Source organism: Rhodanobacter sp. MP1X3 (genome assembly GCF_014207165.1).
Taxonomy (GTDB): domain Bacteria; phylum Pseudomonadota; class Gammaproteobacteria; order Xanthomonadales; family Rhodanobacteraceae; genus Rhodanobacter.
Map to the genome: position 1 here is coordinate 212,632 of NZ_JACHCO010000004.1, position 19,470 is coordinate 232,101.

Here is a 19,470-nt window from a genome sequence, read left to right on the forward strand (position 1 = left end):
GGCGCCACCGAGGCACGCGACGCGCGGCCAAGCCGAGGAAACCACCATGAAACGTATGTTGATCAACGCGACTCAGCGTGAAGAGTTGCGTGTGGCCATTGTCGATGGCCAAAACCTGTACGACCTTGATATCGAAATCCCTTCACGGGAACAGAAAAAATCCAATATTTACAAAGGCCGCATCACGCGGGTCGAGGCTTCGCTGGAAGCCTGCTTTGTCGAGTACGGCGCCGAGCGACACGGCTTTCTGCCGATCAAGGAAATCTCCCGCGACTATTTCACGACCGGACTTGACCCCCACAAGGCGAGCATCCGTGAGCTGCTGAAGGAAGGCCAGGAAGTCGTCGTTCAGGTCGAAAAGGAAGAGCGTGGCAACAAGGGCGCGGCGCTGACCACGTTTATCAGCCTCGCCGGCCGCTACATGGTGCTGATGCCGAACAACCCGAAAGCCGGCGGCGTCTCGCGGCGCATCGAGGGTGAAGATCGGCAGGCACTGAAAGAAGCCCTGGACCACGTTACCGTACCCGACGACGTCGGCCTGATCGTGCGCACCGCCGGCCTTGGCCGCGATGCCGAAGAGCTGCAGTGGGATCTCGATTACCTGTTGCAACTGTGGAAATCGATCTCCGCTGCAGCTGTTTCGCAGAAAGCACCATTCCTGATCTACCAGGAATCGAAGCTGTTTATCCGCGCCCTGCGCGACTACCTGCGCAGCGACATTGGCGAAATCCTGATCGACGAAGAGTCGCTCTACAACGACGCGCGCGATTTCATGCAGCAGGTCATGCCGAACGCGTTGCGCAAGCTCAAGCTGTACCGTGACGACACGCCGTTGTTCACCCGCTACCAGATCGAAACGCAGATCGAAAACGCGTTTGATCGGCAGGTGCGTCTGCCGTCCGGTGGCTCGATCGTCATCGATCAGACCGAAGCGTTGACCGCAGTCGATGTCAACTCCTCGAAGGCCACCAAGGGCAGCGACATCGAGGAAACCGCGTTCAATACCAACTGCGAGGCGGTGGTGGAAATCGCCCGCCAGCTGCGCATCCGCGATGCCGGCGGCCTGATCGTGCTCGATCTGATCGACATGGACAGCCCGAAGCATCAGCGCGACGTCGAGGATCGTCTCAAGGACGCCCTGAAACACGATCGTGCGCGCGTCCAGGTCGGACGTATCTCGCGCTTCGGCCTGCTCGAGATGTCGCGCCAGCGCCTGCGGCCCAGCCTTGGTGAGGCATCGCAGATCGTCTGTCCGCGCTGCGAAGGCCACGGGCATATCCGCGGTGTGGAATCGCTGGCACTGTCGACGCTGCGACTGATTGAAGAGCACGCCATGAAGGAAAGCACTGGCCAGGTGCTGGTGCAGGCGCCGTCGAGCGTCGTCAATTTCCTGCTCAACGAAAAGCGCGCCAGCGTGGTCGAGATCGAAATGCGCCACAAGGTGCATGTGATGATCATCGCCGACGAAAAGCTGCAAACACCCCATATCGAGATTCAACGTATCCGCGAAGCGGACATGGGCGATCACAGCAAGCCCAGCTACGAACGACTGACCGCCGTAGAGCCGACCGATCTGCCCAAGATGGGCCAGGTACTGGGCAGCAGCGAACAGCCCGCGGTGAGCGGCATCATGCCTTCCAGCCCTGCCCCGATGCGCGAAGAAGTTGCCGCGAGCGCCATTGCAAAAACGCCGGTCACTAGCCGCCATCAGTCCACAGCTATCGCCACACCGTCTTCCGGCGGATTGATGTCGCGTCTGCTGGGTTGGTTCCGTGGTTCAGAGGCAGCGGCTCCTGTTCCGGTCGCCAAACAGCACAATGAAGACAAAGACAATGCACGTGGTGGTCGCCGCGACGAGCGATCTGGCCGCGGCGGTAATGGCCAGAATGGGTCGGCGTCGCGTCAGCAGCAACCTCGCCGCGAATCGCCGGCGCAAGGCGCAGCGAAATCCGGATCGCAGCAGCAGCCAAAAAACAACCGTCAGCGCAACAACGACGGTCAGCAACCACGCCAGCCCCAACAGCCGCAGACACAGACGGCGAAGGCCGAGCGTCAGCCCAAGCCTGCAGCGGTTGATGGCAATCAACCACGCGCCGAGCGCAAGCCCAATCAGCAGCAGCCCAAGGCCGAGCGTCAGCCGCGCCCTGCCGCCGTGGCCGTGAATGATCGCCCCTTGGGCGAATCACCGGAAGAGACTGCGAAGGAAGCGCAGCTCGCCGCTACGCCGGTTCAATCGGCTACGCCAGAATCCGCCGACAGCGCGCTTGACGCCGACGGCAGCCAGTCACGTCGTCGGCGCGGCCGTCGCGGTGGCCGTCGCCGCCGTCGTCATGACGAAACCGCTCCGAACGGGACCAACCTCGACGCCTCACAGGCGGAAGGTCTCGATGACGAAGATCGCAATGATCCGATGGAAAGCATCGACTCGTCGAAGCCAGTGGCTCGCCGCGAATCATCGCCCTCATCGGTCGTGGTAGCGACTGAAAGCGTTGTACCGGTTGAGCAAATCACTGAACACGCTCAACGTGAGACACACGAGCGAGCGCCGTCATCAATCCCATCTGATGTTCCCGAATCGGCCCCGGTTGCTGCAGAGAATGCGTTTGTTGCCGTCAGCGAACCGACCAAGCCGAGCCCTGATTCAACAACGGATAGCCTCGTAGGCACGACCTTGCCTGCTCCTACCAGCTTTAATCTGCCAACGCTCCCGCCTATCCCTGATCAAGCCGGATCGTCAGTGGTTGATGCAGACGCCGGGCATTCAGGCGAACTGACAATTGCAGCTCCGTCAGAACCTGCCCATGCCAGCCAGCCGGAAACGACATACGCAGTTGCCCACGTCAGTACAACGGTCGAAAAACCGCAGACTCTGTCGGTGCCGACCATCAACACTGAAGTCGCTGCATCGCCAGTTGCGACTTTCAATGACGTTGACAAAAACGTGGAACAGATCTCGTCGGCTAATGCCGAGACGAAGCCCGAATCGGCAACGCTATCCAACCAGACAATCAAACCCATCGCTGCGTCGGTTGTATCTCACCTGCCGCATGCGGAAACGTCTGATGAGGTCAGGTCTGATGAGGTCAAGGTGAACGTGCCGGTCGCTCCGATGCCCAAGCAAGGTGACCTGTTGGCTCACACAACACATTCCGACTCGGCGTCTCTGAGCAGTCATGCGGACGTTCCTGAACCAGCGCATCTGGATCAGGACAGGAAAGATTCGAACGTTTGATCAGCAGTTCATGAAGTAATAAAAAACCGGACAGTAGTCCGGTTTTTTATTACTTGCGATCTCAGAATTTTCTTCTGCAACAGCTCAATATCAGCTACCCACTTGATGATTTGAAGTGTCGAGCAGACCATGCACCGTCATCAGATGAGCCAGGCTGAGGACATGATCGACGTGCAGCTTTTCCATCAGCCGTTGCTTGTAGGTCGACACGGTTTTCGGGCTCAGATTCAGTTGTTCACCAATGATCGTCAGCGGCTTGCCTCGCACCAACATCATCGCCACTTCCAGCTCACGACTGGACAAGACGTCGAACGGTGACATGCTTCCATCAAGCGTGGCGAGCGCCAGCTGCTGGGCGACGGACGGGGCCAGATAACGGCGGCCGGTTGCCACTTGGCGCACAGCAGATACCAGCTCATCGGCTGTGCAGCCCTTGGTCAAGTAACCAAGCGCACCGGCATCAAGAAGTCGCTTCGGAAACCGTGCATCGTCAACAACCGTAACGATGACGACGTGGGTAGACATTTTCCCACGACACACCCGCTCGGTCAGCTCGACACCGCTCATCCCCGGCATATGCACATCGACCAATGCGATATCGGGCGACAGTGTACGGATGAGTCGCAGCCCTTCCTCGGCGTTGCTTGCCTCACCGACAATGCTGATATCCGGCTGCTGCTGCAGAATCATGCGAAAGCCGGTTCGAACCAGCTCGTGATCATCCACCAAAACGACATTGATCATTTCATCCCTCCTTGAATAGCTCGATTAAATCCCTTTCCAGAGTGCCTTGCATCCAAGGCCAGGCACCATCGCGTCGAACAAGGCTTGACTTGGTCAAATCGGGCCATCGATCAAAATCCAGCCATAGGTAATATTCAATATTGCCAAGTTCGATGATTCAGCTGAATTCATTAGCAGCATGACTCAAGCTTCCATCACATCGTTGGCAGAAGCCTCGGGCGTGTCCAGATATCTTGCGAGCACCAATGTAGATGCATGCCCAGGCATTTCAACGCGGATGGGGCGACCGGTACGCAGGTGCTCGTCATGCGCCACTTCTTTGGCCAGCGCGATGGCAGCATCAAGCTGAAGATCGCTGAACAGTGTTACATGGGCGCGGCTAACACTCCAGCTGCCCTTAGGCCCCTGCTTCAGCGAAATAATCACCATTGCAGCAATCCCATCCTTGAAACATTCAATATTGAAACGACGAACGGCCGTTTATCTACGTCGATCCAAGCACGCAATGTGCCACTTTGCATACGCGCGATATGTCAGCCAGCGCCCACACACGTTGTGCGGGAATTACCGCGAAACTGCTGCTCAAAAAATCAGCCCAAGACGCCTGCCCCCAAAGGAAGGAGAATTTGGGCCCACTTCTTAACACGGTCGAAAGTACCCAAAGCCGACTGATCCTAACCAAACGCGGCGCATAAAAAAACCGTCAGAAGACGGTTTCCTTATTACTACAAATTCCAGTGCAATTGATTATGCACTGAAACTTTTGTTGGTGCCAAGAGGGGCAACGAAAAGCTAGTCTTTGTAGGCATTTCCAGCCCTGTTTGCCGAAAGTACCCCCAAATATACCCCCACGGTGCAGACGCTTGCCTTTAGATTAATGTCGGAAGCGGCAAGCATGTACGGCGGAATTGTAGGACTGTGGGTATATGGTCTGTAGAAGCGTCGAAAATATGCCTACTTTCGGGTACTTTGCTTCGCCTTTGACTTAGGTTTTGGGTTTTCTACAGCGGCGTCAACTGTTAGCGGACCATCTTGAGTGGAAGTTGAGAGACCCAACTTGGCAAAGCCCACCATTATTCCTGGCACACGGTTTTCAGGCGTCGGTCCAATCGGTCCCGCGCCAATCTGATACTCCACCAAAAGATCATATTTCCCCTCGTGATAACCATAATGTTTCACAAGAAGGACGGTTAATTCTCTCAACCCAAGCGGAGTCCCAACAGCGTTTTGCGCACGCAATATTGGAGTTCCCGAGGGTATGGCGGAACCTAATTCAGTTGACACGCTGACTACTCCACTCTGCCACGCCGGCTGTAGATGCCAAAACAGTACGCAAATCAAGTGAGCTGTCTTCGCTTGTAACTTTCACGTTGACCATAACGTCAGCGCGCACATTGAGGTAGCAATCCATTGCCCGGACGACAACCTCATTCAGCGACACCTGATCAGTAACCGCGCGAAGCCAAGCCGCGCGATGTACAGCAGGTGGCACTCGAACGTTAAATTGCCCGCGCAATGGCTTGTTCGGCTCCTTACCTAGCCGTTGACAAGTTTCGAGATAATCTCCCACAGCCTCCTCGAAAACCGCCTGCAACTGCGACGGAGAATCTGCCTCGTACGTTACCAAATCTTCAATAAACAGAATTTTTCCGCGACAGACGCCACGCTCCATATCAAGCTCGGCAGTTCCTTCATACCCCTTGAAGGTCAAAATATTCATGGACATCCTCTTATATAAGTCCTCGCGCTCGAATGTGTTCAACAATATCTGTGACGGTAGCTTTACCAATTGTCGAATGTGGATGCGGCTCGTGACAAATAATCAAGGCTTTCGTGGTGACGTTATAAAACTTCCGACGAGACCCCGAGCCTTTTTCCATCTTGTACCCAAAACGAAGCAACACGGACTTGAGCTCGTCCCATGTAAAATCGGACGGAGCGGGTTTCCCGCAAAGCTTTTCAAGAAGTTTTTCGTGTTTGGACATCCGATCCTACGCCACCCCGGTTAAATTGTAACTGAAAAACAGTTACCAATATTCATGACGCGCCTCACATGACCTTAGCCCTACCGCCAGGGCATGGGTGCGTCCGAAACTGCGCATTGTTGTTCACCGGGTAAGACTCTAACTGACTACCCTGCCGACACGGGCAGACACATTAAAAAAATTCATTCTCGGTCCCGCTTCGGCGTGCCCCGGTCGTCGGTTCCACCTGACGTTGCAGCGTCGGCTAATGCCAGACACTTGCCGGATCGGGCCAGACTTGCGGGGCACGGCTACAGTGCTCCAGCGCGCCCGTTTCCGCTATCAGCCATCGTTGCTTAGGCACGTAGGCGTCAACTGACGGCGTAAGCGCATCACCTGGCCGCTAGCGTCAAGCGACATCAGACATTGCACGAACAATGTCAAGAACTTAGCGTGCGACGCTGGCCTCATGGGGTTATTTCACGCATGCCTAAATCTATAGGCAAATCGGCTTTTATCCGTATTTCTGCATCCGGTTGAGTAGCCGCTGCAGATAGCCGCCCTCCCGCCTTTCAAGTTCTGCGTCGCGGTCAGCATACCGTCGGAAAGCACTCCAGTGCATACCCTTGGGCTTGAATGGCTCACCGAAAAGGTCGCTGAAATCATCGCCCATCCTGCGGCGGAGAGCCCAGCGTTGCGCAAATATACGGTCGGTACCCCCCACGCGCTGGCTGGCATAGGTGGGCAATGGGCGAATGGCAGTACGGCTGCAGAACTGTTTGATGCTGCCAAACTTGTACAACTTAAGCACTCGGCGCTGGGTGTAGGGGCAATGCATGTACCAACGGCGACCACCGTATTCCAAGGGGAGCGATGACAGACGGATGGTGCATGTCACGTCCTGTGGCTCGCCGTCTGGTTTCCATGTGTAGGACAGCCGAAGTTCACCGCTCTCTGCGCTCAGGGTGGCACAGTAGCCGATGCTCGCCACCTGTTCACCGTCGCGACTCCATTGCCAGCTGCCCGATGTCATGGCACCAGCATGCAGTGCACCTGCCTTGAATAGGCTGCCTACGTTCAACGACAACGCGGATTCGATGTGCGGGCGCCAACCGCCGGCACCGCTCATGTCTGCTTCGCCTTCCGCTTGCCGGGACGTTTGACGCTTGCCGACTGCAGCCCCGTTAGCCTGTTGTAAAGCTCGAACAGGTAAGCGACCCGGGGAGCATCATCCTTGCTTCCCCGATAGCCGTAGGCGGCGTCTACGGCCTTGTCCAGCGCCCGATGGGCGTCCTGCAGGTCGGTGGGCATGCTGTCGGGATCGTACAGGTCGGCGAGCGTGGCGTCGGGGTGTGCAGCGCGGGCAGCCAGGACTCTTTCTGCTGCCCGCGCAATTGCAACGCGCTTTTCCTCCGCCTCCTCTTGCGGCCATGGAAAATTGTTGTAGACGACGTGGACGGAATAGCGATAGCGACTTTCCAACCTTCCCGCGACAGTTCGCATCCACGCGTTATGCATCGTGCTCGACAGAATGCCAAAGTGGTATGCCGTGGCATGCGGCACTATGAAAAGCAAATCACTGGCAAGCGTGTCGGGTTTGAAATAGCCAACTGGGATGAAATTTCGCCGTTCTGACGATACCTTCGGAATGACTAGGTATTTTCGATCTGGCATGAATTCGACATGGAACCGACGCGGAGTCTCAGCCAGCTTGCGAGTGGGCGCGCTCTTGCTGGCGTTGCGCATGCGCCGCACCGCGGCTACTCGATCCATAGCAAGTGGCAGCGCCTTTATGGCAGCAGGTTCGGCATCGCCGAGCCACAAGCACCAACGTTCGTAACCGTTCAAGAACTCATCACCTCCCAACCAGCGTCGAAAGTAAGGTTTCGCTCCCGGCTCACGGTTTAGAAACTCCGCCATTTCCTCTGGAGTGAAAAGATAGTGGCCACCATCAATCGGCTTGTTGCCAATGCCCATGGCCGGCACATCGCAAAGAGGATTGCCGCGTCGCTGCAGCACCACGTCCGGCGCATCGGTCAAATACGGATTGATGTTTTTTGCAGTTACAGTAGTGGGCTCCGCCTTGATGCCATCGCCGTAGACGTAGAGCGTGCGCTTTGCAGGTATTTGCAGACCAAAGCCGACAATGACGCAATGAACTGCCGCGACGCCCTTGCCTTCGTTGCTCCATTGAAAGGTGCGATGCGCAAAGCGAATCGTAATGCCGTGCCCCAGAAGCCACGGCCACAGCACGCCGGCCTGTTCGCCTTGGGTGATGCTGTTGGTTGAAACGAAGGCCACCTCTATGGCTGGGTTTTGCGCAATATAGGCAGCGGCCTTTACATACCAAGCGGCTACATAATCCAGAAGGCCACCACTATTGAGCGGCGCGAAGATCGGGGCTACGTCCGCGCGCTGACTGTCGCTCATGTACTTGGCGCCAACGAATGGCGGATTGCCCAAGACATAGCTGCACTGCATGGATGGCAGCACTGTTTGCCAGTCGATACCTAACGCATTCGTTCCGTTCGCAATTGTAGGTGACGTTACCAGCGGCACGGTGGGCCGCGTGGTACCGAAGCGCTCGGCGGCTTCCAGATTCATCTGGTGATCGGTGATCCACAACGCCACGCGCGCAATGTGCGCCGCCGCGTCGTCAATCTCGATGCCGTAGAACTGGTGAACGTTCACCCGGCACAAAGTGGACACGTCCAGCACACCGCGCTGCTCGCCCCACAGTTCGGCTATCACTTCCATTTCCAGCCGACGCAGATCGCGGAAGGCAATCACAAGAAAATTGCCGCAGCCGCAAGCAGGGTCGAAAAAGGTCAGGGTGGGTAGCTTGTCGTATAGGGCGCGCAGCGTGGCCTTGGTGCGCTTGGGTGCGTGCAGCTCGGCGCGCAGGTCATCCATGCACAGTGGATTGATGACGCGCAGAATGTTTCGCTCGCTGGTGTAGTGCGCGCCCAGCTCGCGCCGGGTGGCCTGTCGCTTATCGGTGGGATGCTGTTGCTCCAGCACACCTTGGAACATGGCGCCAAAGATCGCCGGGGATATGCCACTCCAGTCCAGCTCCGAACTTTCCAGCAGCAGCTGGCGCAAGTCATGATTGAAAGCGGGGATGCGCGACTGTTCCGCGAACAGGCTGCCGTTGATGTACTCGAACGCGGCCAGGTCTTCGTCCAGGCTGTACTGGCGTACATCGCGCGAGGTATCAAGTACCTGAAACAGCTCCGCCAGCATGGCGCCCAAATCTTTGCCATCCTCACGACTGCGCTGCACCAGCCGGGTGAACTGGCCATTTTCGCCAAAGATGCCGGTGTCGTCGGCAAAGAAGCAAAACAGCAGGCGCGTCATGAACACTTCCAGATCGTGTCCGATGAAACGCACGTCCAGCAGCGCTTGATGCAGCTTGGAAACCTGATAGGCCGCCTTGCGGTCGATCTTGGATTCCTCGGCTATATCGCCCGCCGCATCCTCCACCAGAAACGCAAACCAGTCGGCCCGCTTGGGCAGTTCCCTCAAGCTGCATTCGTGGGTGGCGTCGGTGCGCAGGTCGGTCAGCCGGAACCGGGCGAAGTCCGACGTGATGATGTAGCGCGGCCGCTCGGCATCCTTCAATGCCATGAAATATTCGCTGGCCTGCGCGAAAGCTGCATCCAGATCCTTTCCCCGGCTCTTGTGTTCCACAATCAGCTTGCCGGGGATAAAGCTGTCGATGAAGCCACGCCCGCCGCCCAGCTTGGACACCGCCTTTTCGTAGATCGTCGCGGATTCGGGGCGGATGCCGAAGCACTCATAGAAGCGTGCCCAAAATAGTTTCGCGTCGGCGTTCTCTCGAACTGTGTGCTGCCAATCCTTGGCGAATGCGGAAAGGCGTCGGCGTATTTCGTTCCGTGTCGTTGCGACCATGTGCGCGGGTGCCTGTTGTAGATGGATCGATTATGCGTGCTGAGGCGTATGGGGCAAACAGCAGGTGATCAAGAGCGCTGCAGCAAAAAGCAAGGTGCTTGGTAGATATATAAAGAGGTGTACGGAATCCGTAGCAAGGGCGTGGTGTAAAACGGTCATTTTAGGTACGGATTCCGTAGCTAACCGGCTGCCGTTTTCGGTGCATAGGTACGGATGCCGTAGCGAGCGTGACGGAATCCGTACTGGCCTTCCTGTTTTTCTTTGGGCGTTTGAAGGGTTTTGCGGCTGGCTCACGCCAGTTACCGGGTGCTACGGACGTTGCAGCGCAGTCCAGCTTGCCGCCGCATTCGTCGATGGCGTGCCACGTCAGCGCGTAGAGGCTGGCCGCGTGCAAGCCGCCTTGCCGGGTCTGCACGATCAGTCCGTAATGCCGTAGCTCGCGCAGGGCGAATGTAACCGTCTCTGGGCTTGTCCATCCCCTCGGTTTCAGGATAGCCATGGACGCACCGAGGTCGCCGTTATTGCTGCCGCGATACTGTCGGGCCAGGTCGCAAAGCAGCTTGATGGCAGAACCGCCGCATGCGTGCCAGTTCGGGCTGTCTTGCACCGCATGCGGTATCAAGGTGAAGCTACCTTGGACTTTGCGACCCTTGTGCTTTGCCCTATCCCGCTGCTTCATGGTCGGCTCCTGCAGGGTGCGGGATCATACTGATACTCGCTCGATCAGCGCGCGAATATCTTCAACTCGCCAGGCGGTGATGCGCTCACCTAGCTTCACGGGCTGCGGGTAGCGCCCAGCTTTTACGCCTGCCCACCAAGTCGAACGGCAGACGGGGAAGATCGCAGGGATAGCCGGCGCGGTCTTGGTGGCGAGTTTGCCCACTATCTGCGGCAGACGAAGGTAGCCAGTTTCGGGCAGCGTGTGCATTGTGATGTAGCCTCGTCGTTTAAGAACGAGTACAGCATCGCCATCACCATTGCGCCGTTGTTGCTATTGCAGCTTGTATTGCCGCTATTGCAGTTTGAGGCGCTAGACCTTCCGTCTGTTCATAGCTTCACGAACTGATTTCAAGTGTTCGCCAATCGAACGGCCTGATAGCTTCACACCCTGCTCGTCCAACATTGCAGCGACGGCTTCACCGGCTTTGTAGTGCTGGGTAAGGTCAAGTTTTGCAGCATTAGCCAGTGCGCCGATGATCGCTAGAAGCGTGGTGCGCTGGCGGCCATCCAGTGGTGTATCTGGCTGTTCGCGTTCGCGAGCTCGTTGTCGGAATCTTTCATTTTCCCTCATCAGCTCTATCACGTAATCTGAATCCATATCAGCAACTCGTTTCATCACTCGCGCATGTTCGACGGGGTTTTCCAAGCGTGCCCGCTCATCGTTGATGCGCGAGAGTGCGGCCATTGCTATTTCAGTTTCATCTTCGACGTAATTAGTAAAAAAATCGCCCGGTTCCAGTCCATGCACCTCCGCCCAATCGAACACCTTATCCACGTCCAGCAGAGTCTCGCCGGTGACCAGTGCGCCAGCCAAGTCACGGCGTTCTTCCAGTACGGCCATTCGTCCCGCGTCAATGGAGTGGACGAGCAGAGATTCGATGGCATCACGCGCGCGGCTGATTGCCCCTTTCAGTGTTAGCTGACCCCAAGAATGAGGGCTTGTCCCAGCACGGACTTGGTCACTGTCAGTTTGCGGCTGTAGGAACGGCTCAAGCTCTGATTCGGCTATCTCTACGCCCTTCCACTCGCCAAGTTCAAAGGCGAATATCGTGGCTGCCAGCCGCACGCTGATAACTCGCACCGGCAGTATGCGTTCGCCCTTTAGCATATCCATCGCGCACACCTTTGCGCCCTTCAATAGGTGCCGCGCCAGCCGGGGAAGGTGCCCGGTTTTCGGATGGCCGACCTAGGCGCGGCGTTTCAAATAATTAGCTTACCTTCCGACCGATGGCTATAACCTTGCCGCCAGCCCGCAACCCGTCCAGATAGTCGGCCCATGCCTGCATCATGCGTGTACGTTCTTCCAGATACTGCGCCGCGTGCGTGTAAGCCTCCCGGACCTTGTTGGACTCGGCATGTGCCAGCTGACGCTCGATAGCGTCCGCGTTCCACCCCATTTCGTTTAGCCGCGTCGCGGCCATGCTACGGAAGCCGTGCCCGGTCATTTCCTCGCCGGTGTAGCCAAGCCGTCGCAGGGCAGCATTCACAGTGTTTTCTGACATAGGGCGGGATGCCGTGCGCAGGCCAGGAAACACGTAGCGGTCCCCGCTACTGAAGGCGTGCAGCTCGCGCAGGATCGTCACGGCCTGACTGGATAGCGGCACAAGGTGCGCGGCCTTCATCTTCATTTTTTCGCCGGGGATGCGCCAGATGGCCTCGTCCAGATCAAACTCGGCCCACTCCGCATGGCGTAGCTCACCCGGTCGCACGAATACCAGCGGGGCAAGTTTCAGCGCGGCGAGCGTTACAGGTTGGCCGGTGAAGCCATCAATAGCGCGCAGCAGCTCGCCCATCCGTGCCGGATCGGTCACGGCAGCATGGTGTTTGCCGCTGGGGGGCTTGAGCGCTCCCCGCAGGCTGGCGGTCGGGTCAGTGTTCGTCTTGCCTTCCAACATGGCGTAGCGGAATACCTGCCCCGCCTTGATCTTGGCCCGCTTGGCGCTTTCCAGCCTGCCGCTTTCCTCGACCTTCCGCAGCGCGTCCAGCAGCTCGCGCGCTGTCACCTCTGCAATGGGTCGCCTGCCAATCTCGGGAAACAGGAAGGTTTCCAGAATCCAGCGGGTCTTGTTGGCCGTCACTTCGGCCACGTCCTGCCGTGCCATCCATTCGCGGGCCACCGCCTCGAACGTGTCGGACGCCACGGCTGCCGCCTCGATTCGTTCAGCTTTGACCGCCTTGCGCACCTCGCCGGGGTCGGTGCCGTTCGCCAACAGCTTGCGGCCGTCGGTTGTGGCATCGCGGGCAGCGGTCAGGGAAACCTCGGGGTACGCGCCCAGCGCTAGCAGTTTCTCGCGCCCGTCTACCCGATACTTCCAGCGCCACAGTTTGGAGCCGGTCGGCTTCACCAGCAGAAACAGCCCTCGACCGTCCGCCATCTTGTACGGCTTGGCGGCAGGCTTGGCCTTGCGGATGGCAACGTCTGACAGGGGCATCTGGGGGTATCCCTTGTTGGCCGGCAGCCTATTTGCTGCCCGTACCCCCGACTGTACCCCCACTTATGGGGGTATTCCACTGGACAGCGTTGGACGCCTCTGCATGCTACAGGCACAAAAAAACCCGCAAGTAGCGGGTTTCGTTGTGTTTTTTGGACTCTAACGGACGTCTTCAAACGGTGTAATGGTGCCCAAGAGGGGACTCGAACCCCTACGACTTACGTCGCTACCACCTCAAGGTAGTGCGTCTACCAGTTCCGCCACCTGGGCAGGTGTATTACTTACTACTCACTTAATGCTTTTTCGTTGGCTCTTTTGCTGCCGGCACTTCGCCCTGATCGCTGGCTTTGACTGGCGCAGCAGGCTGAGCGGCTGGTGCGGCCGACGGGACTTCCGAATTCGCCGGGGCCGCTGGCACCGTGGTGGTCGTCGCCGGCTTGGCCTTGCCGGTCACATCGGACATCACGCCCAGATCGCTGGCGGTGCTATGCGGCTGGCCATTGGCGTGCAGGTAGATACCCATACCGAGGCTCAGGAGGAAGAACAATGTCGCAAGTACGCCAGTCGCCCGCGTAAGGAACGTCGCCGAACCCCGCGCGCCAAACACCGTGGCCGACGCACCGCTGCCGAAGCCGGAACCGGCATCGGCGCCCGCACCGTTCTGCAACAGGATCAGTACGATCATTGCTGCAGCGATCAGGATGTAAAACACGCTGAAAATAACGAACATGGTTTCTTTTAGGCCTGTTGCGCTTGATGCGCCGCGTTGCAGATGCCGAGGAAATCAGATGCAGCCAACGAGGCGCCTCCGATCAACCCTCCATCCACGTCCGCTTGCGCGAATAATTCGGCGGCGTTGGCCGCTTTGACGCTACCGCCGTAAAGCAGTCTTGTTAGCCGCGAAATTATAACATCTTCTTTTTCCAATTGGCTACGAATGAAGGCGTGTACCTGCTGTGCCAGCTCCGGGGAGGCCGTGCGGCCGGTTCCGATGGCCCAGACCGGCTCGTAGGCGATCACGGCGGTATCAAAGGTAGCTATCCCGTTGAGCTTCAGTACGGCCTGCAGCTGGCGAGCTATCACTGCCTGCGCCTCGCCCGCCTCATGTTGCTCCAGCGTCTCGCCGACGCAGAAGATTGGTGTCAGGCCGCCAGCGCGGGCAGCGGCAAACTTGCGCGCGACCAGCTCATCGCTTTCGCCGTGGTAGTGACGACGTTCTGAATGACCGACCAACACCCACTGCGCGCCAATGTCGCGGAGCATGGCAGCGGAAACCTCGCCGGTATAGGCACCCTGCCCCTCGTGCTCGCTGACATCCTGCGCGCCAACGGCCAGCCCGGAATCACCCTGCTGCTCAGTCAGCGCAGCGATATAGGGAAACGGCGGAAAAATGGCCACGTCGATGGAAGCCGGCTTGCCTGCAACGATCCCATCGACCAAGGCCGCAGCCATCGAACGACTGCCATGCATCTTCCAGTTGCCGGCGACGAGTTTCGTACGCATGGTCTGATTCCGCTTCAATCAAACTGCAAGCTTACCGATGGGGCGGAACATCAGCAAACCGATGAAGCCAGTGGCGTCCATCGCGTGATACGGACGAGAATGGGCATTGTCACGAGGAATGCCCATGTCCCCATCCCGTCCACTCAGTTTGATCACCGGTGCCTCTGCCGGCATTGGTACAGCGTTCGCACGGCAGCTCGCTTCGCAGGGTCATGATCTGGTGCTCACCGCGCGGCGCATCGATCGACTGGAGTCGCTGGCCGCCGAGTTGCGCGAAAAACACGGCACCGCGGTGACCGTTCTGCCCAGCGATCTTGCCGATCCAACGGCGCCACGACAGCTCACGGCAGCGCTCGACGAACGCGGGCTGAAAGTCGACTGGCTGATCAACAATGCCGGTTACGGGGTGCCTGGCGCCTTGGTCGCCAGTCCATGGGCCACTCACGCTGATTCGCTGCAAGTGCTGCTGACCGCGCCGACCGAGCTGTCCTGGAGGTTGCTGCCCGGCATGCGCGAACGCGGCTATGGCCGCATCATCAACGTGGCCTCGCTAGCCGGGTTTCTCCCGGGTACCGCAGGACATACGCTGTACGCAGCGGCCAAGTCCTATCTGATCAAGTTTTCGCAGTCGCTGGCATTGGAAAACCAGCTGGCCGGTGTCAACGTCTGCGCGCTGTGCCCAGGCTTTACCCGCTCGGAATTCCATGATGTCACCGGCACCCGCGACAAGATGAACAAGCTGCCCGATTTCATGTGGCTCACCGCCGAAGAGGTGGTACGACAAGGCGTTGACGCGGTGGAGCGTGGCGAAGCGGTCCATGTCACCGGCGGAGTCAACCGGTTCATCAAGGCCTTGTTTGAACTCGTGCCAGATCGACTCGCGCTGGCGCTGTCGGCCAAGCAATCAAAACGCTATCGAAACGGCAGCGAGTAGACGCTTGAGCCAGCCCGCTTCAGACGGCGTGGCTCAAATCAACTTGATCTCGCGCAATCGCTGCATCAGGTACTCATGCGACGTGATCGAGTCGCTGTAACGGCTCGGGTTATCCGGCGTAATGCACTGTGCGACGGGATCAAGCACGACGTCCGGATTCGGATGCAGGAAAAACGGCACCGAATAACGCGGCTTGCGCGCATTCGCATTCGGCGGGTTGACCACGCGATGCGATGTCGATGGGTATACGTGATTGCTCAGCCGCTGCAGCATGTCACCGATATTCACCACGATCGCATCGCCTTCGGTGGTTACTGGCAACCATTCGCCTTCGCTGAGAACCTCCAGGCCCTCGGCACTGGCGCCAACCAGCAGCGTGATGAAGTTGATGTCCTCGTGCGCCCCAGCGCGCTCGTTGGGGATGTTGTCCTGCGTGCCGCCCTCATCAGGAATGGGTGGATAGTGGATCGGCCGCAGAATCGAATTGCCCTGATCAGTCTTGTCGCCGAAATAATGTTCGGGCAACCCGATGTGCAGTGCCAAGCCGCAAAGCACGCGCGTACCCAGCTGATCCAGCGCTTCGTAAAGTGCGTAACCATGCGGCCTGAAGTCAGGCACTTCGGCCGGCCACAAATTGGGTGGCATCACATCAGCGAATGTTGAATCTCGAGAGATCTCGCGACCGATGTGCCAGAACTCTTTAAGGTCAGCATGCTTGCTGTCCTTGGCGGTCTCGACCTTGTAAGGCGTATAACCGCGCGCACCGCCGCTACCCGGTACGTGATACTTCATCTTGATGTCGGTCGGCAGCGCGAAAAAGCGCTGGAACGCATCGTAGGAATCGTCGATCAGTTCGCGTGCAATACCATGCCCGCTGATGCAGCAAAAACCGAACTCGCGATAAGCCGCGCCCAGTTCAGCGACGAATGCGTCACGGTCAGTGTCGTAACGACGGATATCCAGCGTGGGAACGTGCTTCATGAGGCTTCGGCGAGATACGTCAGGGCCGATGATTTTACGACGTCGGCCAGCCGTTCGGCCAGTTGCTGCACTTCCACAGCATCCGCCGCTTCTACAGTAACTCGCACCAACGGCTCGGTTCCCGAAGCGCGCAGCACGACGCGACCGCGGCCGCTGAGAGTCGTCTCCACTTCGGCGAGTGCCTGTTGTACCGCCGTTCCCGCCAGTGCCTCACGCGCACCCTGGGCACGCACGTTGAGCATGACCTGCGGCAATTTTTGCAGGCCCGTGCGCGCCAACGCCAGATCCTGACCGGACAGCGCCAGGGCTTCGAGCACCGCCAGTGCCGCGACGATGCCATCACCTGTTGTGGCCCGATCCAGACAAAGGATGTGGCCAGACGTTTCGCCGCCCAGCATGCCGCCATGCTCCCGCAGCATCTGCATCACATAGCGATCGCCGACATTGGCGCGGATCAGCGGCACGTCGATTTCCGCCAGCGCCTGCTGCAGGCCGAAATTGCTCATCAACGTGCCGATCACCGGCCCCTTCAGCAGGCCACGTGTGTGCAGGCTGCGAGCCAGCACGTAAAGAATGTCGTCACCGTCGGCCAGCGCGCCATGGCGATCGACCAGCACCAGCCGATCACCATCACCGTCAAAAGCCATGCCCATATCGGCACCGTGTGCCAGCACAGCCTGCTGCACGGCTTGCGGATGGGTAGAACCGAACTGGCGATTGATATTGAAGCCATCCGGTTTGTCACCGATGACGATGACCTCGGCGCCCATTTCGGTAAACACCTTTGGCGCAACTTGATAGGTCGCGCCGTGTGCGCAGTCGATCACCAGCTTGAATCCGCGCAGGCTGAAATCCTCCGGCACGGTGGCCTTGCAGAACTCGGCGTAACGCGCCACTGCATCATCGATGCGTCTGGCCTTGCCCAATCGCTCGGAATCAACGGTGACGAAGTCGGCATCGACCTCCTGCTCGATCGCCAGCTCGACCGCATCGGAGAGCTTTTCGCCATTCGCTGAAAAAAACTTGATGCCGTTGTCGTGATGCGGGTTGTGCGACGCGCTGATCACAATGCCAGCGCTGGCGCGCATTGAACGGGTGAGAAACGCGACGGCGGGCGTTGGCATCGGCCCCAGCAAGCCGACATCCGCACCGGCCGCTACCAGACCGGCTTCGAGCGCGGATTCAAACATGTAGCCGGACACGCGGGTGTCCTTGCCGATCAGTACCTTGGGCCGATCCCGGCCCTCGCGCACCAGCACGGCGCCCACGGCGCGCCCCAGCCGCAGCATGAAATCCGCGCTTATAGGCCAATGGCCGACCAGACCGCGGATACCGTCCGTACCGAAATACTTGCGTTGATTCATCGTGTCTTGCCGCTTTGAAGGTATTTCATTCGCTGGAGCATAACGCCGCGACGATTGAAGCGCTCACTCATCATCCGGCCAGCGAGGCACGGCCGTCTTCGCGTCGCGCTTCGGAACAGTATCGATCGCGTGCACTGCACGCCATACGGCTAGCGCATCCACCGTGGCAGCAACATCGTGCACGCGCACCATCCGCGCGCCACGCTGCACGGCAATCAGCGCGGCAGCGGCCGAGCCGGCGGCGCGTTCGGCGGGGTCGGTTTTACCCGTGAGTGTGCCGATCATGCCCTTGCGCGACAGCCCGACATACACACCGCTGCCCAGATTGCCAAAGCGTTCCAGCGCACTCAGTAGTGCCAGATTGTGCTCCAGCGTCTTGCCGAAACCAAAGCCGGGGTCGACCAGAATTTTGCGCTTGTCGATGCCCGCCAGCTCGCAGGAAAACAGCCGATCGGTGAGGAATCGATGGACGTCGCCGACCACATCGTCGTATTGCGGATCGGCCTGCATGCTGCCGGGCTCGCCCTGCATATGCATCAGGCACACCGGCACACCCAATGCCGCCGCGGCATCCAGTGCACCTTCGCGACGCAGCGCGTAGACGTCGTTGATCATGCCCGCACCAGCAGCAACCGCGGCACGCATCACTTCCGGCTTGGAGGTGTCGATGGCAATAGGCAACTGAGTGCGTGCGATCAGCTGTTCGATGACCGGCAACACCCGGCGAAGCTCATCTTCGACCGAAACTTCCGTCGCACCGGGCCGAGTCGACTCGCCTCCAATGTCGAGCATATCGGCACCCTCTTCCGCCATGCGCAAACCCTGCGCTACGGCGGCATCGATCTGGCCATGGAGGCCATCGGCCGAAAACGAGTCTGGCGTGAGATTGATGATGCCTACCACGCGCGGGCGATCCAGCCGCAGCGCGCGCCCGGCACAATCCAGCACTGGCGCAAACAGATCGATCGACATGCGTGTCACCTCAGAATTGCGATATCCGAAAAGACTGGCGAGACATCAGGCAGCGGACGATCCGCCCAGCTCACCCATGTAACGGCGATAGTGGCGCAGCTCGTCGATCGAGTCGCGGATATCCGACAGCGCCGTATGCGCCGATTCCTTGCCAAAGCTCTTGGCGATATTCGGGGCCCAGCGCCGGGCCAGCTCCTTGAGCGTGGAGACGTCAAGATTGCGGTAGTGAAAATAGCGCTCCAGCCGTGGCATCTGCCGATGCATGAAGCGGCGGTCCTGGCAGATCGAATTGCCGCACATCGGCGACTTCCCCGGTGGCACCCATGCGCGCAGAAACTCCACCGTCGCTTGTTCGGCCATCGCGTGATCGGTTTCGGAGATCAGCACCTGGCGCCACAAACCCGACTTGTGATGCTGATTGCTGTTCCAGCTGTCCATCGATTCAAGCCGGTCGATCTCGTGACGAATCGCAAATACCGGGCCCTCCGCCAGCAGATTGAGGTCCCTGTCGGTGACGATCGTGGCGATCTCCAGAATCGAGTCGTTGTCGGTATCGAGGCCGGTCATTTCCAGATCGATCCAGATCAGGTTTTCTTCGTTCACGAGGCTCATGGGTACTCCTTTGGATAAGCAGTTTATCAGTCTTGCTCCGTCTGCCTATCTAAATAGATTCGCCTACGTATCTACGTGACGATGGGCTTTTAAGTTTTTG

At 58.7% G+C, this 19,470-nt stretch carries 18 protein-coding genes and 1 tRNA gene; 2 read left to right on the forward strand and 17 right to left on the reverse strand.

Annotation, left to right across the window (positions count from 1 at the left end; translation table 11 throughout):
* Window positions 1–46: 46 nt before the first annotated feature.
* The gene (locus tag HDE79_RS12460) at window positions 47–3,232 is read left to right on the forward strand and encodes an Rne/Rng family ribonuclease (RefSeq protein ID WP_184602301.1); all 3,186 of its coding nucleotides are present in this window, start codon (window positions 47–49) and stop codon (window positions 3,230–3,232) included.
* A 90-nt stretch (window positions 3,233–3,322) separates the two neighbouring features.
* Here the strand turns inward: HDE79_RS12460 and HDE79_RS12465 are convergent, their stop codons facing one another.
* The 13 genes from HDE79_RS12465 to tpiA form a co-directional block, all read right to left on the reverse strand.
* Entirely contained in the window at window positions 3,323–3,976 is a 654-nt protein-coding gene (locus HDE79_RS12465) for a response regulator (RefSeq protein WP_184602302.1), read from the reverse strand.
* Between the two features lie 183 nt (window positions 3,977–4,159).
* Window positions 4,160–4,405: a hypothetical protein gene (locus tag HDE79_RS12470; protein WP_184602303.1), complete on the reverse strand. Its 246-nt coding sequence runs from the start codon at window positions 4,403–4,405 to the stop codon at window positions 4,160–4,162.
* A gap of 525 nt (window positions 4,406–4,930) precedes the next feature.
* The gene (locus HDE79_RS12475; protein WP_221440144.1) at window positions 4,931–5,260 is read right to left on the reverse strand and encodes a hypothetical protein; all 330 of its coding nucleotides are present in this window, start codon (window positions 5,258–5,260) and stop codon (window positions 4,931–4,933) included.
* Window positions 5,250–5,696: a type II toxin-antitoxin system HicB family antitoxin gene (locus HDE79_RS12480; protein WP_184602304.1), complete on the reverse strand. Its 447-nt coding sequence runs from the start codon at window positions 5,694–5,696 to the stop codon at window positions 5,250–5,252. The genes HDE79_RS12475 and HDE79_RS12480 overlap by 11 nt, the downstream gene beginning before the upstream one ends.
* 758 nt (window positions 5,697–6,454) lie before the next feature.
* The gene (locus tag HDE79_RS12490) at window positions 6,455–7,069 is read right to left on the reverse strand and encodes a hypothetical protein (RefSeq protein ID WP_184602306.1); all 615 of its coding nucleotides are present in this window, start codon (window positions 7,067–7,069) and stop codon (window positions 6,455–6,457) included.
* Window positions 7,066–9,852 (reverse strand): DNA methyltransferase, encoded by a 2,787-nt coding sequence (locus tag HDE79_RS12495; RefSeq protein WP_184602307.1) that lies wholly within the window; start codon window positions 9,850–9,852, stop codon window positions 7,066–7,068. The genes HDE79_RS12490 and HDE79_RS12495 overlap by 4 nt, the downstream gene beginning before the upstream one ends.
* A gap of 160 nt (window positions 9,853–10,012) precedes the next feature.
* On the reverse strand, window positions 10,013–10,531 hold the full coding sequence (locus tag HDE79_RS12500; RefSeq protein ID WP_184602308.1) for a hypothetical protein: 519 nt from the start codon (window positions 10,529–10,531) through the stop codon (window positions 10,013–10,015).
* Window positions 10,532–10,555: 24 nt separating this feature from the next.
* Window positions 10,556–10,780, reverse strand: coding sequence for an AlpA family phage regulatory protein (locus HDE79_RS12505; protein ID WP_184602309.1), 225 nt, complete (start codon window positions 10,778–10,780; stop codon window positions 10,556–10,558).
* A gap of 102 nt (window positions 10,781–10,882) precedes the next feature.
* Window positions 10,883–11,686 (reverse strand): hypothetical protein, encoded by an 804-nt coding sequence (locus HDE79_RS12510; RefSeq protein ID WP_184602310.1) that lies wholly within the window; start codon window positions 11,684–11,686, stop codon window positions 10,883–10,885.
* Between the two features lie 94 nt (window positions 11,687–11,780).
* Window positions 11,781–13,004, reverse strand: a complete 1,224-nt coding sequence (locus HDE79_RS12515) for a tyrosine-type recombinase/integrase (RefSeq protein WP_184602311.1) — start codon at window positions 13,002–13,004, stop codon at window positions 11,781–11,783.
* A gap of 185 nt (window positions 13,005–13,189) precedes the next feature.
* Window positions 13,190–13,274 (reverse strand) — tRNA-Leu (locus HDE79_RS12520).
* A 22-nt stretch (window positions 13,275–13,296) separates the two neighbouring features.
* A complete protein-coding gene (gene secG / locus HDE79_RS12525; RefSeq protein WP_184602312.1) occupies window positions 13,297–13,734 on the reverse strand; it encodes a preprotein translocase subunit SecG in 438 nt (145 codons plus the stop codon).
* An 8-nt stretch (window positions 13,735–13,742) separates the two neighbouring features.
* Entirely contained in the window at window positions 13,743–14,507 is a 765-nt protein-coding gene (gene tpiA, locus HDE79_RS12530) for a triose-phosphate isomerase (RefSeq protein WP_184602313.1), read from the reverse strand.
* 124 nt (window positions 14,508–14,631) lie between these two features.
* Here tpiA and HDE79_RS12535 point away from each other — a divergent pair, with 124 nt between their 5' ends.
* Window positions 14,632–15,441, forward strand: a complete 810-nt coding sequence (locus HDE79_RS12535; protein ID WP_184602314.1) for an SDR family oxidoreductase — start codon at window positions 14,632–14,634, stop codon at window positions 15,439–15,441.
* Window positions 15,442–15,474: 33 nt separating this feature from the next.
* Here HDE79_RS12535 and HDE79_RS12540 read toward each other — a convergent pair whose 3' ends face one another.
* The 4 genes from HDE79_RS12540 to orn form a co-directional block, all read right to left on the reverse strand.
* Window positions 15,475–16,422, reverse strand: coding sequence for an isopenicillin N synthase family oxygenase (locus HDE79_RS12540; RefSeq protein ID WP_184602315.1), 948 nt, complete (start codon window positions 16,420–16,422; stop codon window positions 15,475–15,477).
* Window positions 16,419–17,786 (reverse strand): phosphoglucosamine mutase, encoded by a 1,368-nt coding sequence (glmM, locus tag HDE79_RS12545; protein ID WP_184602316.1) that lies wholly within the window; start codon window positions 17,784–17,786, stop codon window positions 16,419–16,421. The genes HDE79_RS12540 and glmM overlap by 4 nt, the downstream gene beginning before the upstream one ends.
* 63 nt (window positions 17,787–17,849) lie before the next feature.
* Entirely contained in the window at window positions 17,850–18,758 is a 909-nt protein-coding gene (gene folP / locus HDE79_RS12550; RefSeq protein ID WP_184602317.1) for a dihydropteroate synthase, read from the reverse strand.
* Window positions 18,759–18,803: 45 nt separating this feature from the next.
* Window positions 18,804–19,370: an oligoribonuclease gene (orn, locus tag HDE79_RS12555; RefSeq protein WP_184602318.1), complete on the reverse strand. Its 567-nt coding sequence runs from the start codon at window positions 19,368–19,370 to the stop codon at window positions 18,804–18,806.
* Between the last annotated feature and the right edge of the window lie 100 nt (window positions 19,371–19,470).